At 65.8% G+C, this 17,931-nt stretch carries 20 protein-coding genes, 1 other RNA gene and 1 pseudogene; 9 read left to right on the forward strand and 13 right to left on the reverse strand.

Features of this window, described 5'->3' with window-relative positions; translation table 11 throughout:
* Positions 1-44: 44 nt before the first annotated feature.
* Positions 45-731: a COQ9 family protein gene (locus KYE46_RS03645; protein ID WP_219003526.1), complete on the forward strand. Its 687-nt coding sequence runs from the start codon at positions 45-47 to the stop codon at positions 729-731.
* An 80-nt stretch (positions 732-811) separates the two neighbouring features.
* The gene (locus KYE46_RS03650) at positions 812-1,795 is read left to right on the forward strand and encodes an NAD(P)H-quinone oxidoreductase (protein ID WP_219003527.1); all 984 of its coding nucleotides are present in this window, start codon (positions 812-814) and stop codon (positions 1,793-1,795) included.
* A 118-nt stretch (positions 1,796-1,913) separates the two neighbouring features.
* Here KYE46_RS03650 and KYE46_RS03655 read toward each other — a convergent pair whose 3' ends face one another.
* Genes KYE46_RS03655 through KYE46_RS03665 form a run of 3 tightly spaced genes read right to left on the reverse strand, consistent with a single transcriptional unit; the run spans position 1,914 to position 4,460 of the window.
* Positions 1,914-2,525: a CDP-alcohol phosphatidyltransferase family protein gene (locus KYE46_RS03655; RefSeq protein ID WP_219003528.1), complete on the reverse strand. Its 612-nt coding sequence runs from the start codon at positions 2,523-2,525 to the stop codon at positions 1,914-1,916.
* Positions 2,526-2,572: 47 nt separating this feature from the next.
* Positions 2,573-3,751 (reverse strand): MFS transporter, encoded by a 1,179-nt coding sequence (locus KYE46_RS03660; RefSeq protein WP_219003529.1) that lies wholly within the window; start codon positions 3,749-3,751, stop codon positions 2,573-2,575.
* A gap of 7 nt (positions 3,752-3,758) precedes the next feature.
* Positions 3,759-4,460: an HAD family hydrolase gene (locus KYE46_RS03665; RefSeq protein ID WP_219003530.1), complete on the reverse strand. Its 702-nt coding sequence runs from the start codon at positions 4,458-4,460 to the stop codon at positions 3,759-3,761.
* A 78-nt stretch (positions 4,461-4,538) separates the two neighbouring features.
* Here KYE46_RS03665 and clpS point away from each other — a divergent pair, with 78 nt between their 5' ends.
* Genes clpS through KYE46_RS03680 form a run of 3 tightly spaced genes read left to right on the forward strand, consistent with a single transcriptional unit; the run spans position 4,539 to position 6,757 of the window.
* Entirely contained in the window at positions 4,539-4,889 is a 351-nt protein-coding gene (gene clpS / locus KYE46_RS03670) for an ATP-dependent Clp protease adapter ClpS (protein WP_219003531.1), read from the forward strand.
* Between the two features lie 15 nt (positions 4,890-4,904).
* On the forward strand, positions 4,905-5,915 hold the full coding sequence (locus tag KYE46_RS03675; RefSeq protein WP_219003532.1) for a class I SAM-dependent methyltransferase: 1,011 nt from the start codon (positions 4,905-4,907) through the stop codon (positions 5,913-5,915).
* 32 nt (positions 5,916-5,947) lie between these two features.
* Positions 5,948-6,757, forward strand: coding sequence for an SDR family NAD(P)-dependent oxidoreductase (locus KYE46_RS03680; protein ID WP_219003533.1), 810 nt, complete (start codon positions 5,948-5,950; stop codon positions 6,755-6,757).
* Positions 6,758-6,805: 48 nt separating this feature from the next.
* Here KYE46_RS03680 and KYE46_RS03685 read toward each other — a convergent pair whose 3' ends face one another.
* Both KYE46_RS03685 and KYE46_RS03690 read right to left on the reverse strand, forming a co-directional pair.
* Positions 6,806-7,159: a hypothetical protein gene (locus KYE46_RS03685; protein WP_219003535.1), complete on the reverse strand. Its 354-nt coding sequence runs from the start codon at positions 7,157-7,159 to the stop codon at positions 6,806-6,808.
* 9 nt (positions 7,160-7,168) lie between these two features.
* The gene (locus tag KYE46_RS03690; RefSeq protein WP_219003536.1) at positions 7,169-7,921 is read right to left on the reverse strand and encodes a DUF1013 domain-containing protein; all 753 of its coding nucleotides are present in this window, start codon (positions 7,919-7,921) and stop codon (positions 7,169-7,171) included.
* A 137-nt stretch (positions 7,922-8,058) separates the two neighbouring features.
* On the opposite strand from KYE46_RS03690, the gene KYE46_RS03695 reads away from it, so the two are divergent.
* A complete protein-coding gene (locus KYE46_RS03695) occupies positions 8,059-8,691 on the forward strand; it encodes a ribonuclease T2 family protein (RefSeq protein WP_219003537.1) in 633 nt (210 codons plus the stop codon).
* Between the two features lie 373 nt (positions 8,692-9,064).
* On the opposite strand, the gene recR is transcribed toward KYE46_RS03695, so the two are convergent.
* The 4 genes and pseudogenes from recR to KYE46_RS03715 form a co-directional block, all read right to left on the reverse strand.
* Entirely contained in the window at positions 9,065-9,664 is a 600-nt protein-coding gene (recR, locus tag KYE46_RS03700) for a recombination mediator RecR (protein ID WP_219003539.1), read from the reverse strand.
* A 3-nt stretch (positions 9,665-9,667) separates the two neighbouring features.
* Positions 9,668-10,012, reverse strand: coding sequence for a YbaB/EbfC family nucleoid-associated protein (locus KYE46_RS03705; protein ID WP_219003540.1), 345 nt, complete (start codon positions 10,010-10,012; stop codon positions 9,668-9,670).
* A gap of 177 nt (positions 10,013-10,189) precedes the next feature.
* Positions 10,190-11,962 (reverse strand): annotated as a pseudogene (locus KYE46_RS03710) (DNA polymerase III subunit gamma/tau); the annotation flags it as partial.
* Between the two features lie 48 nt (positions 11,963-12,010).
* Complete coding sequence (locus KYE46_RS03715; RefSeq protein ID WP_219003543.1) at positions 12,011-12,394, reverse strand: YidH family protein; 384 nt, start codon at positions 12,392-12,394, stop codon at positions 12,011-12,013.
* A 143-nt stretch (positions 12,395-12,537) separates the two neighbouring features.
* Here KYE46_RS03715 and KYE46_RS03720 point away from each other — a divergent pair, with 143 nt between their 5' ends.
* Positions 12,538-12,897: a DUF6404 family protein gene (locus KYE46_RS03720; RefSeq protein ID WP_219003544.1), complete on the forward strand. Its 360-nt coding sequence runs from the start codon at positions 12,538-12,540 to the stop codon at positions 12,895-12,897.
* Positions 12,898-12,919: 22 nt separating this feature from the next.
* Here the strand turns inward: KYE46_RS03720 and rsgA are convergent, their stop codons facing one another.
* Positions 12,920-13,963, reverse strand: a complete 1,044-nt coding sequence (rsgA, locus tag KYE46_RS03725; protein ID WP_219003546.1) for a ribosome small subunit-dependent GTPase A — start codon at positions 13,961-13,963, stop codon at positions 12,920-12,922.
* Positions 13,964-14,154: 191 nt separating this feature from the next.
* Positions 14,155-14,251, reverse strand: an RNA gene (gene ffs, locus KYE46_RS03730) — signal recognition particle sRNA small type.
* A 101-nt stretch (positions 14,252-14,352) separates the two neighbouring features.
* Between ffs and ypfJ the strand changes: the two genes are divergently transcribed.
* Complete coding sequence (gene ypfJ / locus KYE46_RS03735; RefSeq protein ID WP_219003548.1) at positions 14,353-15,228, forward strand: KPN_02809 family neutral zinc metallopeptidase; 876 nt, start codon at positions 14,353-14,355, stop codon at positions 15,226-15,228.
* Between the two features lie 88 nt (positions 15,229-15,316).
* A complete protein-coding gene (locus tag KYE46_RS03740; protein ID WP_219003549.1) occupies positions 15,317-16,258 on the forward strand; it encodes a DMT family transporter in 942 nt (313 codons plus the stop codon).
* Between the two features lie 7 nt (positions 16,259-16,265).
* Here the strand turns inward: KYE46_RS03740 and KYE46_RS03745 are convergent, their stop codons facing one another.
* Both KYE46_RS03745 and nudC read right to left on the reverse strand, forming a co-directional pair.
* Complete coding sequence (locus KYE46_RS03745; protein ID WP_219003550.1) at positions 16,266-16,736, reverse strand: SRPBCC family protein; 471 nt, start codon at positions 16,734-16,736, stop codon at positions 16,266-16,268.
* An 84-nt stretch (positions 16,737-16,820) separates the two neighbouring features.
* Positions 16,821-17,804, reverse strand: a complete 984-nt coding sequence (nudC, locus tag KYE46_RS03750; protein WP_219003552.1) for an NAD(+) diphosphatase — start codon at positions 17,802-17,804, stop codon at positions 16,821-16,823.
* Between the last annotated feature and the right edge of the window lie 127 nt (positions 17,805-17,931).

A 17,931-nucleotide genomic window follows, 5' to 3' on the forward strand; every position in this document is an offset into this window, starting at 1 on the left:
AATTGCCCCCTATGTTGTCTAGCCAAGGGATAAGGAGACTGTGAATGACCGACATGAGTGATGCGTTCCTCGACGCCGCCTTGCAGCACGTGCCCTTTGACGGCTGGTCCGAGGCAACTTTCGTGGCTGCGGCCGCCGATGTGGATGCGCCCCTGGCGCAGGCGCGGGCGCTGTTTCCGCGCGGGGCGGTGGATCTGGCGATGGCGTTTCATCGCCGCGCCGACCGCGCGCTGGCGCTGGCCCTGTCGGAGACCGACCTTGCCACGATGCGCTTTCGCGAGCGTGTGGCCCATGCCGTAAAGCTGCGGCTGGAACTGGTGGCTGGCGAGAAGGAGGCCGTGCGCCGGGGCGCCACGCTGTTTGCCCTGCCGATCCATGCCGCAGACGGCGCGAAACTGATGTGGGAAACCGCGGATGTGATCTGGACCGCATTGGGCGACAGCAGCGATGACCTCAACTGGTACACCAAGCGCGCGACGCTGGCGGGCGTCTATTCGGCGACGGTGCTCTACTGGTTGGGCGATCAATCCGAGGGCCACATCGCGACATGGGCGTTCCTCGACCGGCGCATCGGCGACGTGATGAAGATCGAGGAGATCAAGGCCAAGGTCCGCAACTCGGCGATGCTGAAGCCTTTCGCGACGGGGTTCGAGCGCTTTGCCGCCTCGGTCCGGGCGCCGCGGGCGAAGGGTCAGGATGATCTGCCGGGGCGCTGGACGCCGCCCACCTAGGCAGCCCGCGCTTGCGCGGTTCCGGCTTGTCATCGCCCGCGTTTCCGCGTGATCTACGCGCAACAATCGGAGGGATGGATATGTCTGACATGATGCGCGCGATCGAGATCTCGAAACCCGGCGGGCCGGAGGCTTTGCGCCTGTGCGAGCGTCCGATCCCGTCACCGGGTGCCGAGCAGATCCTGATCGAGGTGGACCACGCGGGCGTGAATCGTCCCGACGCCCTGCAACGCGCAGGCAGCTATGCCCCGCCGCCGGGGGCCTCGGACCTGCCGGGGCTGGAGGCCTCGGGCCGCGTCTCGGCCATCGGGCCGGGCGTGACACGGTGGGCCGTGGGTGACGCGGTCTGTGCGCTGCTGCCCGGAGGGGGCTATGCCGAGCATGTGGTGACCCATCAGGATCACGCGCTGCCGGTGCCCGAGGGGTTGTCCATGGCGCAGGCCGCCGCAGTGCCTGAGACGTTCTTCACCGTCTGGAGCAACGTTTTCATGCGCGCAGGCCTGCGCGCCGGTCAGCGGTTTCTGGTGCACGGCGGCTCCAGCGGTATCGGGACGACAGCGATCCAATTGGCCCATGTCTTGGGCGCGCGCGTCTTCGCGACCGCCGGCACGGCCGAGAAATGCGCCGCCTGCGAGAGCCTCGGGGCGGAGCATGCGATCAATTACCGTGACGCGGATTTTGTCGACGCGATGAAGGAAGTGGGCGGGGCGGATGTCATCCTCGACATGGTGGGCGGGGACTACCTGCCGCGCAACATCAAGGCACTCGCCGATGACGGGCATCTGCAACAGATCGCCTTCCTGCAAGGCCCGAAGGTGGAATTGAACTTCGCGCAGCTGATGGTGCGCCGGTTGACGATCTCGGGCTCCACCCTGCGGCCGCAATCCGATGGCGCCAAGGCTGCGATCGCGCAGGAGTTGCGCGAGAAGGTGTGGCCGTTGCTTGCCGCCGGCCGCGTCGCGCCGGTGATGGACCAGACCTTCGCGTTGGAGAAGGCGGCGGATGCCCATGCCCGGATGGAGAGCAGCGCGCATATCGGGAAGATCGTGCTGAAAGTGCGCTGACGCTGTTGGGGAACCGCGGGCGGCTGCGAGTGTTGCCTGCAGCGGGACCCTCCGGGGGGAGTTGTACGGGCCAAGATGAAGGCAGGAGCGTTTTTGGCCGCGGGCCCGGCGTTTGGGGTCAGGTCGCCCCGAAGGCTTTCCAGCCCGCCATGTAGCGGGTTGTCGCGGTGATCAGGCAGATCGCGGCGAAGGCCCATGCGATCCACGCGAAGGCGAAGGGAAAGAGGCAGAAGGCGGCGAGGACCACGATGGTCTCGGCGCCTTCGGCGAGGCCCCCGAGGTAGTAGATGCCTTTCGTGGGGTAATCCTCGGCCCGCAGGCCGCGCCGCTCGGCGATGACCGAGAAGGCAAGGAAGGACGTTCCGGTGAGTACGAAGCTGGCGATCAGCACCGCGCAGGGCAGGGCGTGCGCGGCCGGATCGGCGAAGGCGAAGCCGATGGGGAAGGCCGCGTAGAAGACGAAATCCAGCGCGATATCAAGGAAGGCGCCGCGATCGGTCGGCTTGGTCAGCCGCGCGACAGCACCGTCGAGGCCGTCGGCCAGGCGGTTCAGGGCCAGTCCGGCGAGCGCCAGGGGATAGAGCTGGAATGCTGCGGCGAGGGCCGCGAGCAGGCCGATGGCGCAGCCTCCGAGGGTAATCTGGTCGGCGCGCACGCCCCGGGCCACCAGCCAGCGGGCGGGGGGCTGCATCAGCTTGCGCTGCAAGGGGAGAAGGCGCGCGTCAATCATGGGACGGTGATGGCGCGGGGCACGGCAGGCGTCAATGCACAGAAATGTCAGCGCGGGCGCTGGCGCCAGAGGAACAGCGACAGTGCAAGGGGCACGCAGGCGATGGCGGTCAGCGCCAGCAAGGTGCCGGTCGGGCCGAGGGCGGGCAGCATGCCGAGGCCGACCAGCGGCGCGAGGGCCGAGACGGTCAGCACCGGCAGGGCGAGGCGTGCCATCGTGGCGGCATAGGGTTTGGGGCCGAAAAGCCCCAGGGGCACCGTGCCCCGCGCGATTGTCCAGAGGCCAAGGCCCATCCCGTAGGTGATCAGGCAGAGCGCGGCCGGCGCGCTGAGCGAGAGGCTGAGAAGCCCCGCGGCCACGCAGAGGGTCGAGACCACCATCGTCGTCACCGGCGAGTGCCGCCCGCCGCCCAACATCTCGATCAGGCGCGCGCCGACCTGCGACGGGCCGATGACGGCGCCCAGGGCGGCGGCCTGGGCGAGGGTGTGGCCCTGCGCCATGAGAAGCGACGGCAGATGCATCGCCATGGCCGAGAAGATGAACACGAGGCAGACGCCCGCGATGGCGACGGCCAGCAGGCGCGGGTCGCGCCACGGGATGGGCGCGGTGTCGTCGGTGTCGTCGGTGGCCTCGGCGGTCTCGGGCGTTTTGACGGCAGGTTGCGGCAAGCCGAACCGGCAGATCGGCAGCGTCACCAACAGGTGCAGCCCCGCGTAGGCGGCGCAGGTGCCGCGCCAGCCGATGGCCTCGACCAGCAGCGCGGAGAGCGGCCAGCAGATCGTCGCGCTGAACCCGCCGATGAGGGTGAGCGAGGTGATCGCGCGCCGCGCCTCACCGCCGAAAACCTGCGACAGCATCGAGAAGGCCGCCTCGTAGAGTGTTGCCGCCATCGCCGCGCCGATCACCACCCAGGCCAGAATATACACGGGCAGGCTCGGGGCGAGGGCCAGCGCGACGAGGCCGAGGATCATCACCCCGACGCCCGCGCAGAGCACCAAACGGCCGCCGCGGCGGTTGATTTCGCGACCCACGGTACCCGCCATCAGCGCCGAGGTTGCCAGCGCGATGGAGATGCCCCCGGTCACGGCGAAGGCGCTCCACCCGGTGTCTTGCACGATGGGTGGGGCGAGAATGGCGAGAAGGTAGAACGAGCTGCCCCAGGTGAGGATCTGCACCACCCCGAGGAGGGCGGCCAGCAGGCGGTAGTCGGGCGTCGCGGCGGTCACGGTGGGATTACTCCAACCGTTCGATCAGCTCGGGCAGGCCGCCGAGGTCGGGCAATTCGTGATAGCGCGGATGCCCTTCTGGCGTCTCGGCATGTTCCAACGCCCAGGTCAGGCCGTGAGGCACGTAGACGGCGTGGGCGCCGGCATCGAGGGCAGGGCGGATATCCGACTTCATCGAGTTGCCCACCATCATCGCGCGCTCCGCCCCGTCGCCATGGACCGAGAAGGCGCGATCATAGATACCGGGGTGCTTTTCCGAGACGATTTCCACGGCGGCAAAGAGTTCCCCCAACCCGCTGGCGGCCAGCTTCTGCTCCTGATGCAGCAGGTCGCCCTTGGTGATCAGCACGAGGGGGTGACGATCGGCCACCCGGGCCAGCGTCTCCTCCACATGGGGCAGCAAATGGATCGGATGGCGCAGCATCTCCTGGCCCATGGCGAGGATTTCGGCGATTACCTTGCCGTCCACGCGACCGTCGGTCACCGCCACGGCGGTTTCGATCATCGACAGCATAAAGCCTTTGATCCCAAAGCCATAGTGCCCGATATTGGCCTTCTCGAACTCCAGCAGGCGGGCGCGCAGGTCGTTATCCTCGGCGAAATCCGAGAGCAATTCGGCGAACCTGTCCTCCGTCAACCGGAAGAAACTCTCGTTCTGCCAAAGCGTATCGTCGGCGTCGAATCCGACCACGCTTAACCTTTCGCCCATTTGACCCTCTTTTCGGAATCGATTGCAGTCTTATATAGTGCGGCCTAAGCACGGCTCTTGAAACCGGGACCAGACTTGATGATGACCACCAAGATGATGGCAGATGAGCCCGACGACGTCGACACCGGAGACGGCGACGTCTCGGTCGCGACAAAGACCAAGACAAAGACGCAGCGGCCGCCGATGTACAAGGTGATGCTGCTCAACGACGACTACACGCCGATGGAGTTCGTCGTCCATGTGCTGGAGCGTTTCTTCGGCATCACCCACGCTGCCGCGGTGGAGATCATGCTGGTCGTCCACAAGAAGGGGCTTGCGGTCGTGGGCGTCTTCTCGCACGAGGTGGCCGAGACGAAAGTGGCGCAGGTGATGGATTTCGCGCGTCGCAACCAGCACCCCCTGCAATGCACGATGGAGAAGGAGGAGTAATCCTCCTCTGATCTTATGACCCCCGACAGATGGACCCTCGCCCTCGACAGCGGCGAACTCGATGCGCCTGCGGGCCGTGTACTGGTGATGCAGGCGCGTGCCGACAGCGATTTTTCCGCATTGGGCGATGTGACCTGCGTGCAGGGCTTTGCCCCGGACCACGAACGGCTGGAGGCCCGCGGCCTGCCGGTCGCGGTGGATGCGGAAGGCGAATTCGATGCGGCTCTCGTGCAGATCACCAAGTCGCGGGCCGGCACGCTCTCGGCGATCGCCGAGGCTTTGGGCCATATTCCGGCTGGCGGTCTGCTGATGGTGGACGGGCAGAAGGAAGAGGGCATCGAGGCCATCGTCAAACAGCTCAAGCGGGTGTTCGAGCTCGATCACGTCTACTCCAAGGCCCACGGCAAGCTCGCCTGGCTGCGCCGCCCCGAGAAGATCCCGGCGGAGGTGCTGGACTGGATCGTGGAGCCCGAGATGGGCCCCCATGGCTATGTCACCGTGCCGGGCGGCTTCAGCGTTGAAGGGCCCGACCGCGGGTCCGAGATCCTCGTGGCGTTGCTGCCCGAGCTGAAAGGCCGCGTGGCGGACTTCGGCGCCGGCTGGGGCTACCTCGCCGCCGAGGTGCTGGCCGAGCAGGAGGGGATCGAGACGCTGGATCTCGTCGAGGCCGATCACGCCATGCTGGAGGCCGCGCAGGTCAACGTCGACGATGAACGCGCCCGCTTCCACTGGGCTGACGTCACGCGCTTCACCCCTGACGCGCCCTATGACGCGATCATCTGCAACCCGCCGTTCCATACCGGGCGCCGCGCCGATCCGGGGCTGGGGCGCGCCTTCATTCAGGCAGCCGCCCGCCACCTGACGGCGCGTGGCCGCTTTATCATGGTAGCCAACCGCCACTTGCCCTATGAGGACACCTTGAAATCCTGCTTTGGCTCCGGCGCGATGCTGGGCGAGCTCGAAGGCTACAAAATCTACGAGGCGACCAAGCCCAAGGGGCTGTCGTCCGGAAAACCAAGGCGCTAGGCGCTTTTCCCAAGGACATAAGGATAGATCCCATGGGCCTTTCCATCCAAGGCAAGACTGCCATCGTGACCGGTGCCGCGAACGGCGTCGGGCTCGCGATTGCCCGCCACTTCATCGACCGCGGCGCGAACGTGATGTTCGCCGACCGCGACAAGTCGCGGCTGAAGGACGAATGCGGCGAGACGGAAGGCAGCGACGAGAACATTCGCTACTTCTCGGGCGACCTGCGCGAGAGGCTGACGGTCGAGAACCTGATCTCTGCCACCATCGACGCCTACGACCGCGTCGACATCTTGGTAAACGCTTCGCGGCAGGTGATGACAACCGACGCGCTGGATCCGACGGATACCTCTGTCGAGACGATGCTGGAGCAGAACCTTTACCCCTCGCTTCGGCTGTCTCAGGCGGTGGCAAAGCGGATGATCGCGCAGGCCGAGGCTGACGGACAGGAAGAGGGGCCGATCGGCTCGATCGTGAACATCTCCTCCATCGCCGCGCGGCGGACGCATCCTGATCTGCTCGGCTATTCCATCGCGACGGCGGCCCTTGATCAGGCGACGCGCAACCTCGCCGTGGCTTTCGCGAGCCACCGCATCCGCGTGAACGGCGTGGCTTTCGGCTCGGTCATGTCGGCGAGCCTGAAGGATTCCCTGAACGAGACGGACGGGCTGCGGAAAGAAATCCGCCAGTGCACGCCTATGGGCCGCATCGCCTCAGCGCGCGAGGTGACGGCAGCGGTGCAATTCTTGGCGTCTGACGGTGCAGGCTTCGTGACCGGGGAAGTGATCACCGTCGATGGCGGCCGCACCCTGCTCGATTCGGTCTCGACCGCGGCGCATTGATCGCGGGACGTCTGGCGCCCTGCCTTGATGGCGACGGATGCTTGCGGTTCAGCACCGCTCCACCACCAGATCGCGAAACCAGTAGCGCCGCCCATCCGAGGTGATCAACCGCCGCCCGCGAAACCGGGCGGTGACGATGCCCTGGGCCTGCGTGCTCTCCGCGAAGTCGCGGCGCCACGGGCCAAGGCGCTTGGCGTGAAATGTGATTGAGTGGAAATTCTCGCCGTCCGGCGTGGTGAGGTAGCAGCCGTTCTCCACCACCCCGCCCTCGGTCGCGCGCCGCGTCTCAACGGCCCGGAACAGGGTGCGAAACAGCGCCTTCTGACTGGCGCCGTCTGGCACGAGATAGAACGCCGTCTGCCGGTCACTGGCGTACCAAATTCCGGGCAGACGGGGTTCCATCATCGCATATCAGCTTTCGTCTTCATCCTCGTCGTCTTCGCTGCTCGCAGGCAGGTTGAAGAACGTCTCGGCATCCGGCGTCTCTTCGGGCTTCTCCTCTTCCTCGTTCGAGGAGAGCGAGAAGGTCTCGAGGCCGGCGATTGACGAAGGCACAGTGTTGTCCACGTCCATCCCGAGCGAGGTCTGGGTGGACACCAGCTTGCGACGCTCGTCATCGGACATCGCGGCCCCTTCGGCCAGCTTCTTGGCGTTTGCCTTCTGCACCGCCGCGTCCAGTTCGGACTGCTTGCAGAGGCCGAGAGCCACGGGATCAATCGGCTGGATGTTGTTGATGTTCCAGTGGGTCCGCTCGCGGATCGCCTGGATCGTGGGCTTGGTCGTGCCGACGAGTTTCGAGACCTGGCCATCGCTCAACTCGGGGTGGAATTTCACCAGCCAGAGGATCGAGGCCGGACGGTCCTGGCGCTTGGACAGCGGCGTATACCGCGGACCGCGGCGCTTCTCCTCACCGACGGCGGCGGAGTTGAACTTCAGCTGCAGCTTGTGATGCGGGTTCGCCTCGGCCTTGTCGATCTCTTCCTGGGTCAGCTGGTTGTTGACGATGGGGTCAAAGCCCTTCACGCCGGTGGCCACGTCGCCATCGGCAATGCCCTGGACTTCCAGCTCATGCAGACCGCAGAAATCGCCGATCTGCTTGAAGCTCAGCGTCGTGTTGTCGACCAGCCAGACAGCAGTGGCTTTCGTCATGATCGGTTTGTTCATCTCAAATCCCTCCGGGTACATCCAAGCACGGGGAACAAGGCCGGTGGAAGCGGCTGCAAGACGGGGCCTTGCGGTTCCTCGATTTCAGGAAAATCACGAGGTATATAGGCCCAACACGGCTCTGAGGGAAGACCCAAATGAAACGATTGATATTGGCGCTGATCTTCGCCTCCGGCATGGCGCAGGCAGACGGCGAAGCTGCCGGGGATTTCGACTACTACGTGATGAGCCTGAGCTGGACGCCCACATGGTGCGTGCTGGAAGGCGATGATCGCGGCTCGCCGCAATGCGACGCGGGGCAGGGGTTCGGCTTCACCCTGCACGGGCTCTGGCCCCAATACGAAGAGGGTTGGCCGGCCTATTGTCCCACGGCGCTGCGCGCGCCGTCTCGCGGGATGACCGGCGAAATGGCCGATATCATGGGCACCTCTGGGCTGGCGTGGCATCAATGGCGCAAGCACGGCGTCTGCTCCGGGCTGGAGGCGCGCGACTACTTTGCCCTCTCGCGGCGGGCTTACGAAAGCGTCACCCGTCCCGATCTCCTGCGGCGTCTCGATAACGAGGTACGCGTGCCGGCCACGGTGATCGAGGAGGCCTTTCTGGAGGTGAACCCGCAGTTGGAGCCCGATATGTTGACCGTCACCTGCCGGGCAAATCGGATCCAAGAGGTGCGCGTCTGTCTGACCCGGGAGTTGGAACCCAGAACTTGCGGCGCCGACGTGATCCGCGATTGCCGCTCCCCGGACGCGCTTCTCTCACCAATGCGGTAGACGCGATTGAGGGGCGGGGGGCTGTCTGCCCCCCGGCGCACCTGCGGCGCGCTCCCCCCGACCGTACTTGTGAAAAGATGAAGGGGCCCTTTACGCTTTCTTAACGTCCTTCGTCGAAGCTTGAGGCGCGCCGCGCGGTGAGAGCTGAGGCGGTGCTCAAGTGGACCCTCATTCGGCGGAGAAGCAGGCCAGGTTTGAGCCCCGATCGCCGAGTGAGCGTCCGCTTCGAGGGAGAGCGGACCTCCCATTTCACCTTGGCTTTACAACTCATGGTGCAACGGGTGCAGCGGCGCGGCGCAGTTCTTCAGGCGCCGCGACGGTAGCGAAATTGTTCAAATAGTAGAGTGCAGCTTTGCTGCGCCTTTTTCCCAGGTCACAGGCTTTTCCGAGCGCGCAACGCCGCGGAGATCGTGCCATCGTCGAGGTAGTCCAGCTCCCCGCCGATCGGGACGCCCTGCGCGAGGGAGGAGAGGCTCACGCCCAATGCCGCCAGTTCATCTGCGATGTAATGGGCGGTCGTCTGACCGTCGACGGTGGCATTCAGGGCGAGGATCACCTCGGTGATGCCTTCATCCGCCATGCGTGCCTTCAGTTTGGGGATGCCGAGGTCTTCGGGTCCCACGTCATCGAGTGCCGAGAGGGTGCCGCCCAATACGTGGTAGCGCCCCTTGAAAGCCTGGCCGCGTTCCATAGCCCAGAGATCCGCCACGTCTTCGACGACGCAGAGTTCTCCGGTTGCCCGGCGCACGTCCTTGCAGATGGCGCAGAGATCCTCGGTGCCGATGTTGCCGCAGTTCACGCATTCCCGCGCCGTTTCTGCCACCCGGCCCATCGTTTCGGCCAGCGGCCGCATCAACGCGCCGCGTTTCTTGATCAGCGTGAGCACCGCGCGCCGAGCCGACCGGGGGCCAAGCCCCGGCAGGCGGGCCATGATTCCGATCAGCTCCTCGATATCCTTGGGCGCATCAGCCACGCGTCAGAACGGCAGCTTCATGCCGGCGGGGAGGCCCAGTTCTTCGGTCATCTTCTGGATCTCTTCGCTGTGCTTGTCCTGCGCCTTGGACTGGGCGTCCTTGATCGCGGCGAGGATCAGGTCCTCCACGACTTCTTTCTCGTCGGGGTTGAAGATCGACGGGTCGATATCCAGCGCCGTCAACTCGCCCTTCGCGGTGGCCGTTGCCTTGACCAGCCCGGCGCCGCTTTCGCCCTGCACGGTGATGGAAGAGAGGCCTTCCTGGACCTCGGCCATCTTGCCCTGCATTTCCTGCGCCTGCTTCATCATCTTGGCCATGTCGCCAATGCCGCCCAAACCCTTCAACATCTCGGTCTCTCCAATTGATCGCGTTTGTCCACAAGTATGCTGTGGAGCGGCGCCCCACAAGTCACCCGCGCTCAAGTAGCCCGCACGGGCGATAGCGCAAAGAAGTACCGCTCAAGTAGCCCGCACGGGCGATAGCGCAAAGAAGTACCGCTCACGTAGCCCGTACCGGCGGAGTGGCTACTCGTCCTCGAACGGATCCCAATCGTCGGCCTCTTCCGGGATTTCCTCCAGCGCGGTGGCGGCGGCTTCCATTTCGAGGTCGGCGTGGCTGCGGATCTCGGCGATGCGGGCGTTCGGGAAGCGCGACAGGACGGCCTGCATCAGGGGGTGCTTCGTGACCTCGGCCTCGACCGCGCGTTGGGCGGCTTGTTCCTGTTCCTGAATCGTTTCGCCGCCGCCCGAGGAGGCCACGGTGATGCCCCACCGCGCGCCCGTCGCGGTCTGCAACATGCGGCCGAGGCGGGGGATCAGATCGCGGGGGGCGGTTTCCGTCACTTCCACCTCAAGGCGGCCGGGGGCGTAGGACACCAGACGGAGCGCGGTTTTCACCTCGATCAACAGCTTGATATCGCGCGCGGATTCGATCAGCGCCACGACAGATGCGAAGGTCGGGTAGACCGAGAGGTCGGGGCCCGTCTGCGGTGCCAGCGCTGCCTGCGCGCCGCCGCCGCCCAAGGGTGCCGATCCGCCTGTGCGTGCCTGAGGTCCCGGCCCCGAGACGCCGCCCCCGACGCCGCCGCCGTTGGACGGCGGGCCGCCTGCGGGTCGGGGTGTCTCGGCCAGCTTCTTCACCAGATCGCCGGGCGATGGCAGATCCGCCACGTGGGTCAGGCGGATCACGGCCATTTCGGCGGCCATCATCGCGTTGGGGGCCATGGCGACCTCTTCCAGCGCCTTCAGCAGCATCTGCCACATCCGCGTCAGCACGCGCATCGGCAGCTTCTCGGCCAGCACCAGCCCGCGGGCGCGCTCGTCCGGGGCGATTGTCGGATCTTCCGCCGCATCGGTCGTGATCGAGATCACCGAAAGCCAGTGGGTGATCTCGGCCAGGTCACGCAGCACGGCGACCGGATCGGCACCATCGGCGTATTGCGCGCTCAACTCGTCGAGCGCCTTTGCCGCGTCGCCCGCCATGATCGCCTCGAAGAGGTCCATCACCCGGCCGCGGTCGGCGAGGCCCAACATCGCGCGCACCTGGTCGGCGGTGGTCTCCCCCGCGCCATGGGCAATGGCCTGGTCGAGCAGGCTCATCGCGTCGCGAACCGATCCCTCGGCGGCGCGGGTGATCAGGGCGACGGCATCCTCGGCGATCTCGGCGCCTTCCAGCCCGGCGACCCGTTGCAGGTGGGCGATCATCACCTCAGGCTCGATCCGGCGCAGGTCGAAGCGCTGACAGCGCGAGAGGACCGTCACGGGCACCTTGCGGATTTCGGTCGTGGCGAAGAGGAATTTCACGTGGGCGGGCGGCTCTTCCAGCGTCTTGAGCAGCGCGTTGAAGGCCGAGGTCGACAGCATGTGAACTTCGTCGATGATGAAGATCTTGTAGCGCGCCTGGGCGGCGCGGTAGCTGACCGTCTCGATGATCGCATCGCGGATGTTCTGCACGCCGGTATTGGAGGCGGCGTCCATCTCCATCACGTCGACATGGCGACCCTCGGCGATCGCGACGCAGTTCTCGCAGACGCCGCAGGGGTCCGTGGTGGGGCCGCCCTCACCATCGGCACCGATGCAGTTCAGACCCTTGGCGATGATCCGTGCGGTGGTCGTCTTGCCGGTGCCACGGATACCGGTGAGCATGAAGGCCTGGGCGATGCGGTCGGCCTCGAAGGCGTTCTTCAGGGTGCGCACCATCGCGTCCTGGCCGATCAGGTCGGCGAAGGTCGCGGGGCGGTACTTGCGCGCAAGAACCTGGTAGCCAGAATCGGGGGTTTCGCTCATGTCGCCTCGCGCCTGTGGTTGGCGCCAAACTAAGGCTCCGCCCGCGCGCCGTCCACCGGATTAGAGCAGCCAGAGAATTACGCCGGTCATGATCGAGCCCAGGGCGAGAATCGTCGCCGTGATGGTCATCGACGATCTCGATTTCGGCGAAGTAGCGTGATCCTCCATCCGGTCCAGCGTCACGCAGGCCTGCTGCCGCGCGCTGTAGAAGATGTAGCAAGCCACCACGATGAAAACGCTCGAGGTTGCCTTGGCGGCCCATGTCGGGTCGAAGTCACCGAAAACGGCCTTCAGGCCCAAGGCGATCGCGACAGAGGCCAGTCCGGTGCGCATCCACCCCGCGAAGGTCCGCTCGTTGGCGAGGATCGTGCGATCCTCCGCCCAGTTCGTGCGTTCCTCGGCCATCTTGGTCTTGTCGCCGTCGTAGATGTAATCTTCTTCCATGGGGTGAGTTTAGGGCCGACACACGTAAAGTCGAGCGCATCAAGGGCGAAACCTGCACGCGCGGTTCGGTCGCGGCCTGCCGCTGCCGCTTGTTCCGACCCGTGAAGACGCTATCAAGATCACGAACGTTCCGAGAGGCCGCAATGGATGATCCTTACGAGACCCGCCTTGCCCGCGCGATGGCCGAGCTGGAGGCTTCCTCGATTCGCCGCCTCAACTACGCGCCGCCGATGTTTCGCATCGCCCGCGCGCTCGGGCTGAAGCCGCGCCCGCCGCATTACATGAGCTTTCGCCGCGCCGTGCTGTTGCTCGGGCCGTTCCTCGGGGCCTTGTGGGGGGGCTTGATGTGGCTGTTGCAAGGGCGTGGCGCGGATCAGGTCGTGCCGACGCCGGTGATTCTGCTGGCCTCGATCCTTGCGGGCATGGGTATCGGCCTGTTGATGGCCGCCTACTACCGGTGGGCCGGGGCCGAGGCAGGATTGTCGAAGTGGGAAGACCTCTGACGCAGGGGCTTTTCACACCGCGCTATTTCTTGCCGCGTTTGCGCTTTGACGCGGCGATCACCGTCTTGGTCATCTTCTTGAAGTCCCGCTCCCGCGCGCGCCGTTCGTGGCTTGCCTCCTGGTTGATCTCGTCCTCGCGCACCAGCTTCAGGAAGCGTTTCACCCGGTCCGCGTCCAGCGTGCCCGCCGCTACCGCAGCCTGCACCGCGCATCCGGGCTCTGTCTCATGGGCGCAATCGCGGAACTTGCATTGTTCCGTCAGCGCCTCCACGTCGGCGAAAACCGCGCCGATCCCGTCGGCTGCATCGTTCAGGCGCAGGGCGCGCATGCCCGGCGTGTCGATCAGCCAGCCGCCGAAGATCGTCTGCGCCAAGCCGCGGGAGGTCGTCGTGTGACGGCCCTTCGCATCATCCTCGCGCACGCCCGCCGTGGCATCCTCGGCCCCGGTCAGCGCATTGGCGAGGGTCGTCTTGCCCACGCCAGAGGACCCGACGAGGGCGAAGGTCTGCCCGTTATCAGCCCAAGGCTTCAACACCTCGGCCGCATCCTCGGCCTTGGCGTTCATCGCGATGGCGGAGGCCAGCGGCGACAGCGCCTCGGCGCGACGCTCATAATCGCGGGGGTCCTCCGCCGTGTCGGACTTGGTGAGGATGATCAGCGGCACGCAACCAGCCGAGGCCGCCATGGCAAGGTAGCGTTCCAGCCGGGCGATGTTGAAATCGGCGTTGCAGGAAGTGACGATCCCGAGCGTATCGACATTGGCCGCGATCAACTGCGTATCGAGGCCGGAGCCCGCTGCCCGGCGGGTCAGCAGCGTGTCACGCTCCAGCCGCCGCAGCACGATACCCTGCGCGGCATCGGCCAGAACCCAATCGCCGGTGACATAATTTCCCGTGCTTTCCTCGCCTTGTGTGATCAGCCGCAGCGGGCCCTCGGCGCTCAACGCCGTGATCCGCGACCGCGAGACCTTGTTGACGCGCGCAGGCGTGGCGCCGGCGTCCTCATCGGTGAGCTGCGCGCTATGCCGAGGGGACCAGCCGAGGTCAGCAAGTGTGAGAGTGGTCATGTGTGATGCATCCCGAGACGTCATGACGAATGGCGCACAAACCCCTGCGCCGTCAATTCTTAAGACTCGGTCTGATGGCGGACACGGGCCCGGAGAGGAGATGCATTCGGCATGAAGCCTCCGGTTCAGGGGTGGCCCGGCGCGGCCGTGGGGCAGGGGCCATGGCGGCGCGTCGAAACGCGCGGATGTCTGGTGAGAGGCTGAACAACGACCCAAGCGGGAATCGTTACGGCTGCTTCCTTCCGGATCTGACCGAGTTGGCGAAGTGCTTGCCCGCGCCAACCCCTCGATTGGCTAGATAAGGGCTCTGCGCCGGTTCCGCAAGTCGCAGTTATTTGAACCGTTTGCAGTCTCGTGCGTTGGAGAAATGTCGACAGAGGAGAATGCCCATGCGTTTGCGCAATCGCAGAACCAGCCGCAACATCATCGATCAGCGCCGCAGCCGGGGCATTCGCGGCGGAGGTCTTTCCGGTGGACGCATGGCCGGGGGCGGCGGTCTGGGACTGCTGGCCATTGTGGCGGTGGGATATTTCCTCGGGGTCGACCTCACGCCGCTGCTCAACCAGCAGGGCATGCCGATGCAGCCGCAGACGCAGCAAACCCAGACCAGAGAGCTTACTTCGGCCGAGGAAGAAGCGGGCCTTTTCGTCAGCCAGGTGCTTGCCACGACGGAAGACGTCTGGGGCGAGATTTACCCCCGCGCCTTCGGCGAAAGCTACGATCCGCCCGCGCTGGTGCTGTTCTCGGGCTCGACCCGCTCCAACTGTGGCGCGGCGCAGGCCGCGACCGGGCCGTTCTACTGCCCCGCTGATGAGCGCGCCTACCTCGACACCGCGTTCTTCGCCTATATGTCGCGCGAGTTGGGCGCAGGCGGTGATTTCGCCGCCGCCTACGTGATCGCCCACGAGGTCGCCCACCACATCCAGCAGGAACTTGGCATCCTCGAAGAAGCCAACCGCGTGCGCGCGTCGTCTTCCCAGACCCGGTCGAACCAGATCTCGGTGATGATCGAACTTCAGGCCGATTGCTTCTCGGGCGTCTGGGCCTCGCAGCTCGATGGGCTGCTCGAACCCGGAGATCTGAACGAGGCGCTGAATGCGGCCGAGCGGATCGGCGACGATTATCTGCAAGCCCGCTCGGGCCGCGCCGTGAACCCGCATACTTTTACCCACGGCACGTCCGAGCAGCGCCAGCGCTGGTTCACCGTGGGCTACGAGACCGGTGACCCCAATGCCTGCGACACCTTCGGCGCGTCGCGGCTCTGACGGATAACCACCCGGAACGCCGCGAATAATCGCACGAGCGCAGGCCCACCCCTTGCGGAGGGGGGCGGGAGAGGCGTAGGCCTTTGCCATGCCTGACTCCGACAGCCTGCCGCAAAACCCCCTTCGCGGGATATCCCTGAAAATCGCTTCGGTCTGCGTCTTCGTCCTGATGGCGGCGCTGATCAAATCATCGGCGGGCACCATTCCGCCGGGGCAGGCGGTCTTCTTCCGCTCGTTCTTCGCGATCCCGATCATTCTGGCGTGGCTGATGATGCGTCACGACCTTGCCCACGGGCTCGAGACCGCCAACCCCATGGGCCACGTCTGGCGTGGGCTCGTTGGCACGGCTGCCATGGGGCTCGGCTTCGCGGGCCTCGGCCTGTTGCCCCTGCCCGAGGTGACGGCGATCGGCTACGCGGCGCCGATCCTCGTGGTCATCTTCGCGGCGATGTTTCTGGGCGAAGAGGTGCGGCTGTTCCGCCTGTCGATGGTGGCCCTCGGCCTCGGCGGCGTGCTGATCGTGCTGTCACCACGCCTTGTCGTCGATCCCGACAATGTCGATACGGCGCAGGCGCTTGGCGCCGTGCTGGTCCTGATGGGGGCCGTCTGCGCGGCGTTGGCGCAGGTCTTCGTGCGCAAACTTGTCCAGACCGAGAGGACGGCGGCCATCGTCTTCTGGTTCTCGGTCACGGCATCGTTCCTGTCGCTGCTGACCTTGCCGTGGGGATGGGTCTGGCCCTCTCCGCTGCAGTTCGGCACCCTGATCGCGGCGGGCCTTGCCGGCGGCGTAGGGCAGATCCTGCTGACCTCGTCCTACCGTCAGGCCGACGCCTCCCTGATCGCGCCCTTCGAATATACCTCGATGCTGCTGGCGATCTTCGTGGGCTATTTCGTGTTCGGAGAAATCCCGACACTCACCATGCTTTCAGGCGCGGCGCTGATCGTATTCGCGGGCATCGCGATCATCCTGCGAGAGCGGCATTTGGGCATCAAGCGCGGCGCGCGCCGGGCGGGCACGCCGCAGCCGTAGGGCGGCGTCAGGCGCGGGCGCGGCGGTAGTCTTCTTCGGCGAGGTTGCCTTGACGGGCCAGCAGCCCTTGCAGGCGCTGCATCACGCGGCCCCGCGCCAGTTTCAACGTTTGCAGGGCCAGTCGCGCGGATAGCGTGCTTGCCGAGAGGTCGAGCATGACCTGAACCCGCGTCATGTCCTCGCGCAGGGACAGGAACGTCATCTCGTAGACCGCGTCCATGCCGCCCACGGTCGTGGTGATCTCGCAGCGGTCAGGAGAGTCGAGCGCGCTGATCTTCGATTCCAGCGGGCGGACCCGGCCCCGGATCTTCGCAGAGCCCCGCCAGCCGTTGCCCGCCACCGGGTTGGTCCAGTTGCCAACGCGCGAGAGCTCCACGCCGCGTCCCGTCGCCTCGGCCTCGATCCCCGAGAAATCGGTGAACCGCGACCATGTGATGTCCATCGGGGCGTCTACGTCTTCCGAGACCTTGAATTTCATGCCGGTTCCACTCGTCCTTGCCTGCGCCCTGATCTGCCCGCCCCGCACCGGGTGCGTCAAGGGCGTGGCGCCGGTTTTAATGTTTCAATTCAACGTATCCGCAAGCCAGTGATGCAGCAAAAACTGCGCGATGGCGCCTTTGCGGGCGGGCAGCATCGTTGGATCATTGCCGGCAAAAACCTCCAGCATCTCACTGCGCGTGACCCATTTGGCATCCTCGATCTCGTCGGGGTCAACATCGATCTCGGTACTCAGCGCCTCGCCCCGGCAGCCGAACATCAACGAGGCCGGGAAGGGCCACGGCTGGCTGGAGAGGTAATCGACACGGCCCACGTGCACGCCGGATTCTTCGAAGACCTCCCGGCGCACCGCCGCCTCGATGCTCTCTCCCGGCTCCACGAAGCCCGCCAGCAGCGAATACATGCCCTCCGGCCAGCCGGGGGAGCGGCCCACAAGCACGCGGTCGCCGTGGGTGATCAGCATGATGACCACCGGATCGGTGCGCGGAAAATGCTTGGCCTCGCAGCTTGGGCAATCGCGTTGCCAGCCCGCCTGCGTCATCTCGCTTTTCGCGCCGCATTTGGCGCAGAACTGATGCGTCGTGTGCCACGTCAGGATCGCGCGGGCCGTCGCGGCCAACTCGGCGTCGCGGCGGCTGAGGTGGGTCATCACCCCGCGCAATTCGCGAAAGCCCGCGCCGGACAGGCGCTCGGCCGGGTGGATCTGCACTGTCGGATCGAGGAATGTGTCCATCGCCGCCTCGTCGACGGCCTTGGGCGTCCATGCGGAGATGTCGAGCGCGAAGACCGGGGTCTCGCCATCTTCGTGCAGCCCCAGAAGCACCGGCGTTTCCGTCGTGCGCGACAGGACCTTGTCCGCCATCGTGCGAAACGCCAGCGTCACCGCGCCGTCCTCGGGCTTGCCCTCCACCAGCATCTTGCCGCGCCACATCGGTAGCACCGGCGCGCCCGCCTGCAGAGCCGCGCGCAAACGCTCGGGGTTCAGCCGCAGGGCCGCCGCGCGATCGAGGCCCGAAGTCCCGAAAGTTACGTCTTCGCTCACGCGCATCGTTAACCTTTCCGTCTGCCCTAACCTTTGCTGTTGCGATATGGCAACGATTGCCGGAACGCCATGGCATTTTGCCCGTCAAACCCCGGTTGCACCGCCACAGGCCATGCAATCGTGCCGAGGCTCG

Source organism: Gymnodinialimonas ceratoperidinii, assembly GCF_019297855.1.
In the GTDB taxonomy this organism is placed as follows: domain Bacteria; phylum Pseudomonadota; class Alphaproteobacteria; order Rhodobacterales; family Rhodobacteraceae; genus Gymnodinialimonas; species Gymnodinialimonas ceratoperidinii.

What these genes read in the sequence shown, in the direction of transcription:
- KYE46_RS03745 (WP_219003550.1), bottom strand. Translation starts at nt 16,736, where the DNA reads ATGAAATTCAAGGTCTCGGAAGACGTAGACGCCCCGATGGACATCACA.
- KYE46_RS03695 (WP_219003537.1), top strand. Translation starts at nt 8,059, where the DNA reads ATGAAACGATTGATATTGGCGCTGATCTTCGCCTCCGGCATGGCGCAG.
- KYE46_RS03680 (WP_219003533.1), top strand. Translation starts at nt 5,948, where the DNA reads ATGGGCCTTTCCATCCAAGGCAAGACTGCCATCGTGACCGGTGCCGCG.
- KYE46_RS03665 (WP_219003530.1), bottom strand. Translation starts at nt 4,460, where the DNA reads ATGGGCGAAAGGTTAAGCGTGGTCGGATTCGACGCCGACGATACGCTT.
- KYE46_RS03720 (WP_219003544.1), top strand. Translation starts at nt 12,538, where the DNA reads ATGGATGATCCTTACGAGACCCGCCTTGCCCGCGCGATGGCCGAGCTG.
- KYE46_RS03675 (WP_219003532.1), top strand. Translation starts at nt 4,905, where the DNA reads ATGACCCCCGACAGATGGACCCTCGCCCTCGACAGCGGCGAACTCGAT.
- clpS (WP_219003531.1), top strand. Translation starts at nt 4,539, where the DNA reads ATGATGACCACCAAGATGATGGCAGATGAGCCCGACGACGTCGACACC.
- KYE46_RS03685 (WP_219003535.1), bottom strand. Translation starts at nt 7,159, where the DNA reads ATGGAACCCCGTCTGCCCGGAATTTGGTACGCCAGTGACCGGCAGACG.
- nudC (WP_219003552.1), bottom strand. Translation starts at nt 17,804, where the DNA reads ATGCGCGTGAGCGAAGACGTAACTTTCGGGACTTCGGGCCTCGATCGC.
- KYE46_RS03740 (WP_219003549.1), top strand. Translation starts at nt 15,317, where the DNA reads ATGCCTGACTCCGACAGCCTGCCGCAAAACCCCCTTCGCGGGATATCC.
- KYE46_RS03705 (WP_219003540.1), bottom strand. Translation starts at nt 10,012, where the DNA reads ATGTTGAAGGGTTTGGGCGGCATTGGCGACATGGCCAAGATGATGAAG.
- KYE46_RS03715 (WP_219003543.1), bottom strand. Translation starts at nt 12,394, where the DNA reads ATGGAAGAAGATTACATCTACGACGGCGACAAGACCAAGATGGCCGAG.
- KYE46_RS03650 (WP_219003527.1), top strand. Translation starts at nt 812, where the DNA reads ATGTCTGACATGATGCGCGCGATCGAGATCTCGAAACCCGGCGGGCCG.
- KYE46_RS03655 (WP_219003528.1), bottom strand. Translation starts at nt 2,525, where the DNA reads ATGATTGACGCGCGCCTTCTCCCCTTGCAGCGCAAGCTGATGCAGCCC.
- rsgA (WP_219003546.1), bottom strand. Translation starts at nt 13,963, where the DNA reads ATGACCACTCTCACACTTGCTGACCTCGGCTGGTCCCCTCGGCATAGC.
- KYE46_RS03690 (WP_219003536.1), bottom strand. Translation starts at nt 7,921, where the DNA reads ATGAACAAACCGATCATGACGAAAGCCACTGCTGTCTGGCTGGTCGAC.
- KYE46_RS03645 (WP_219003526.1), top strand. Translation starts at nt 45, where the DNA reads ATGACCGACATGAGTGATGCGTTCCTCGACGCCGCCTTGCAGCACGTG.
- ypfJ (WP_219003548.1), top strand. Translation starts at nt 14,353, where the DNA reads ATGCGTTTGCGCAATCGCAGAACCAGCCGCAACATCATCGATCAGCGC.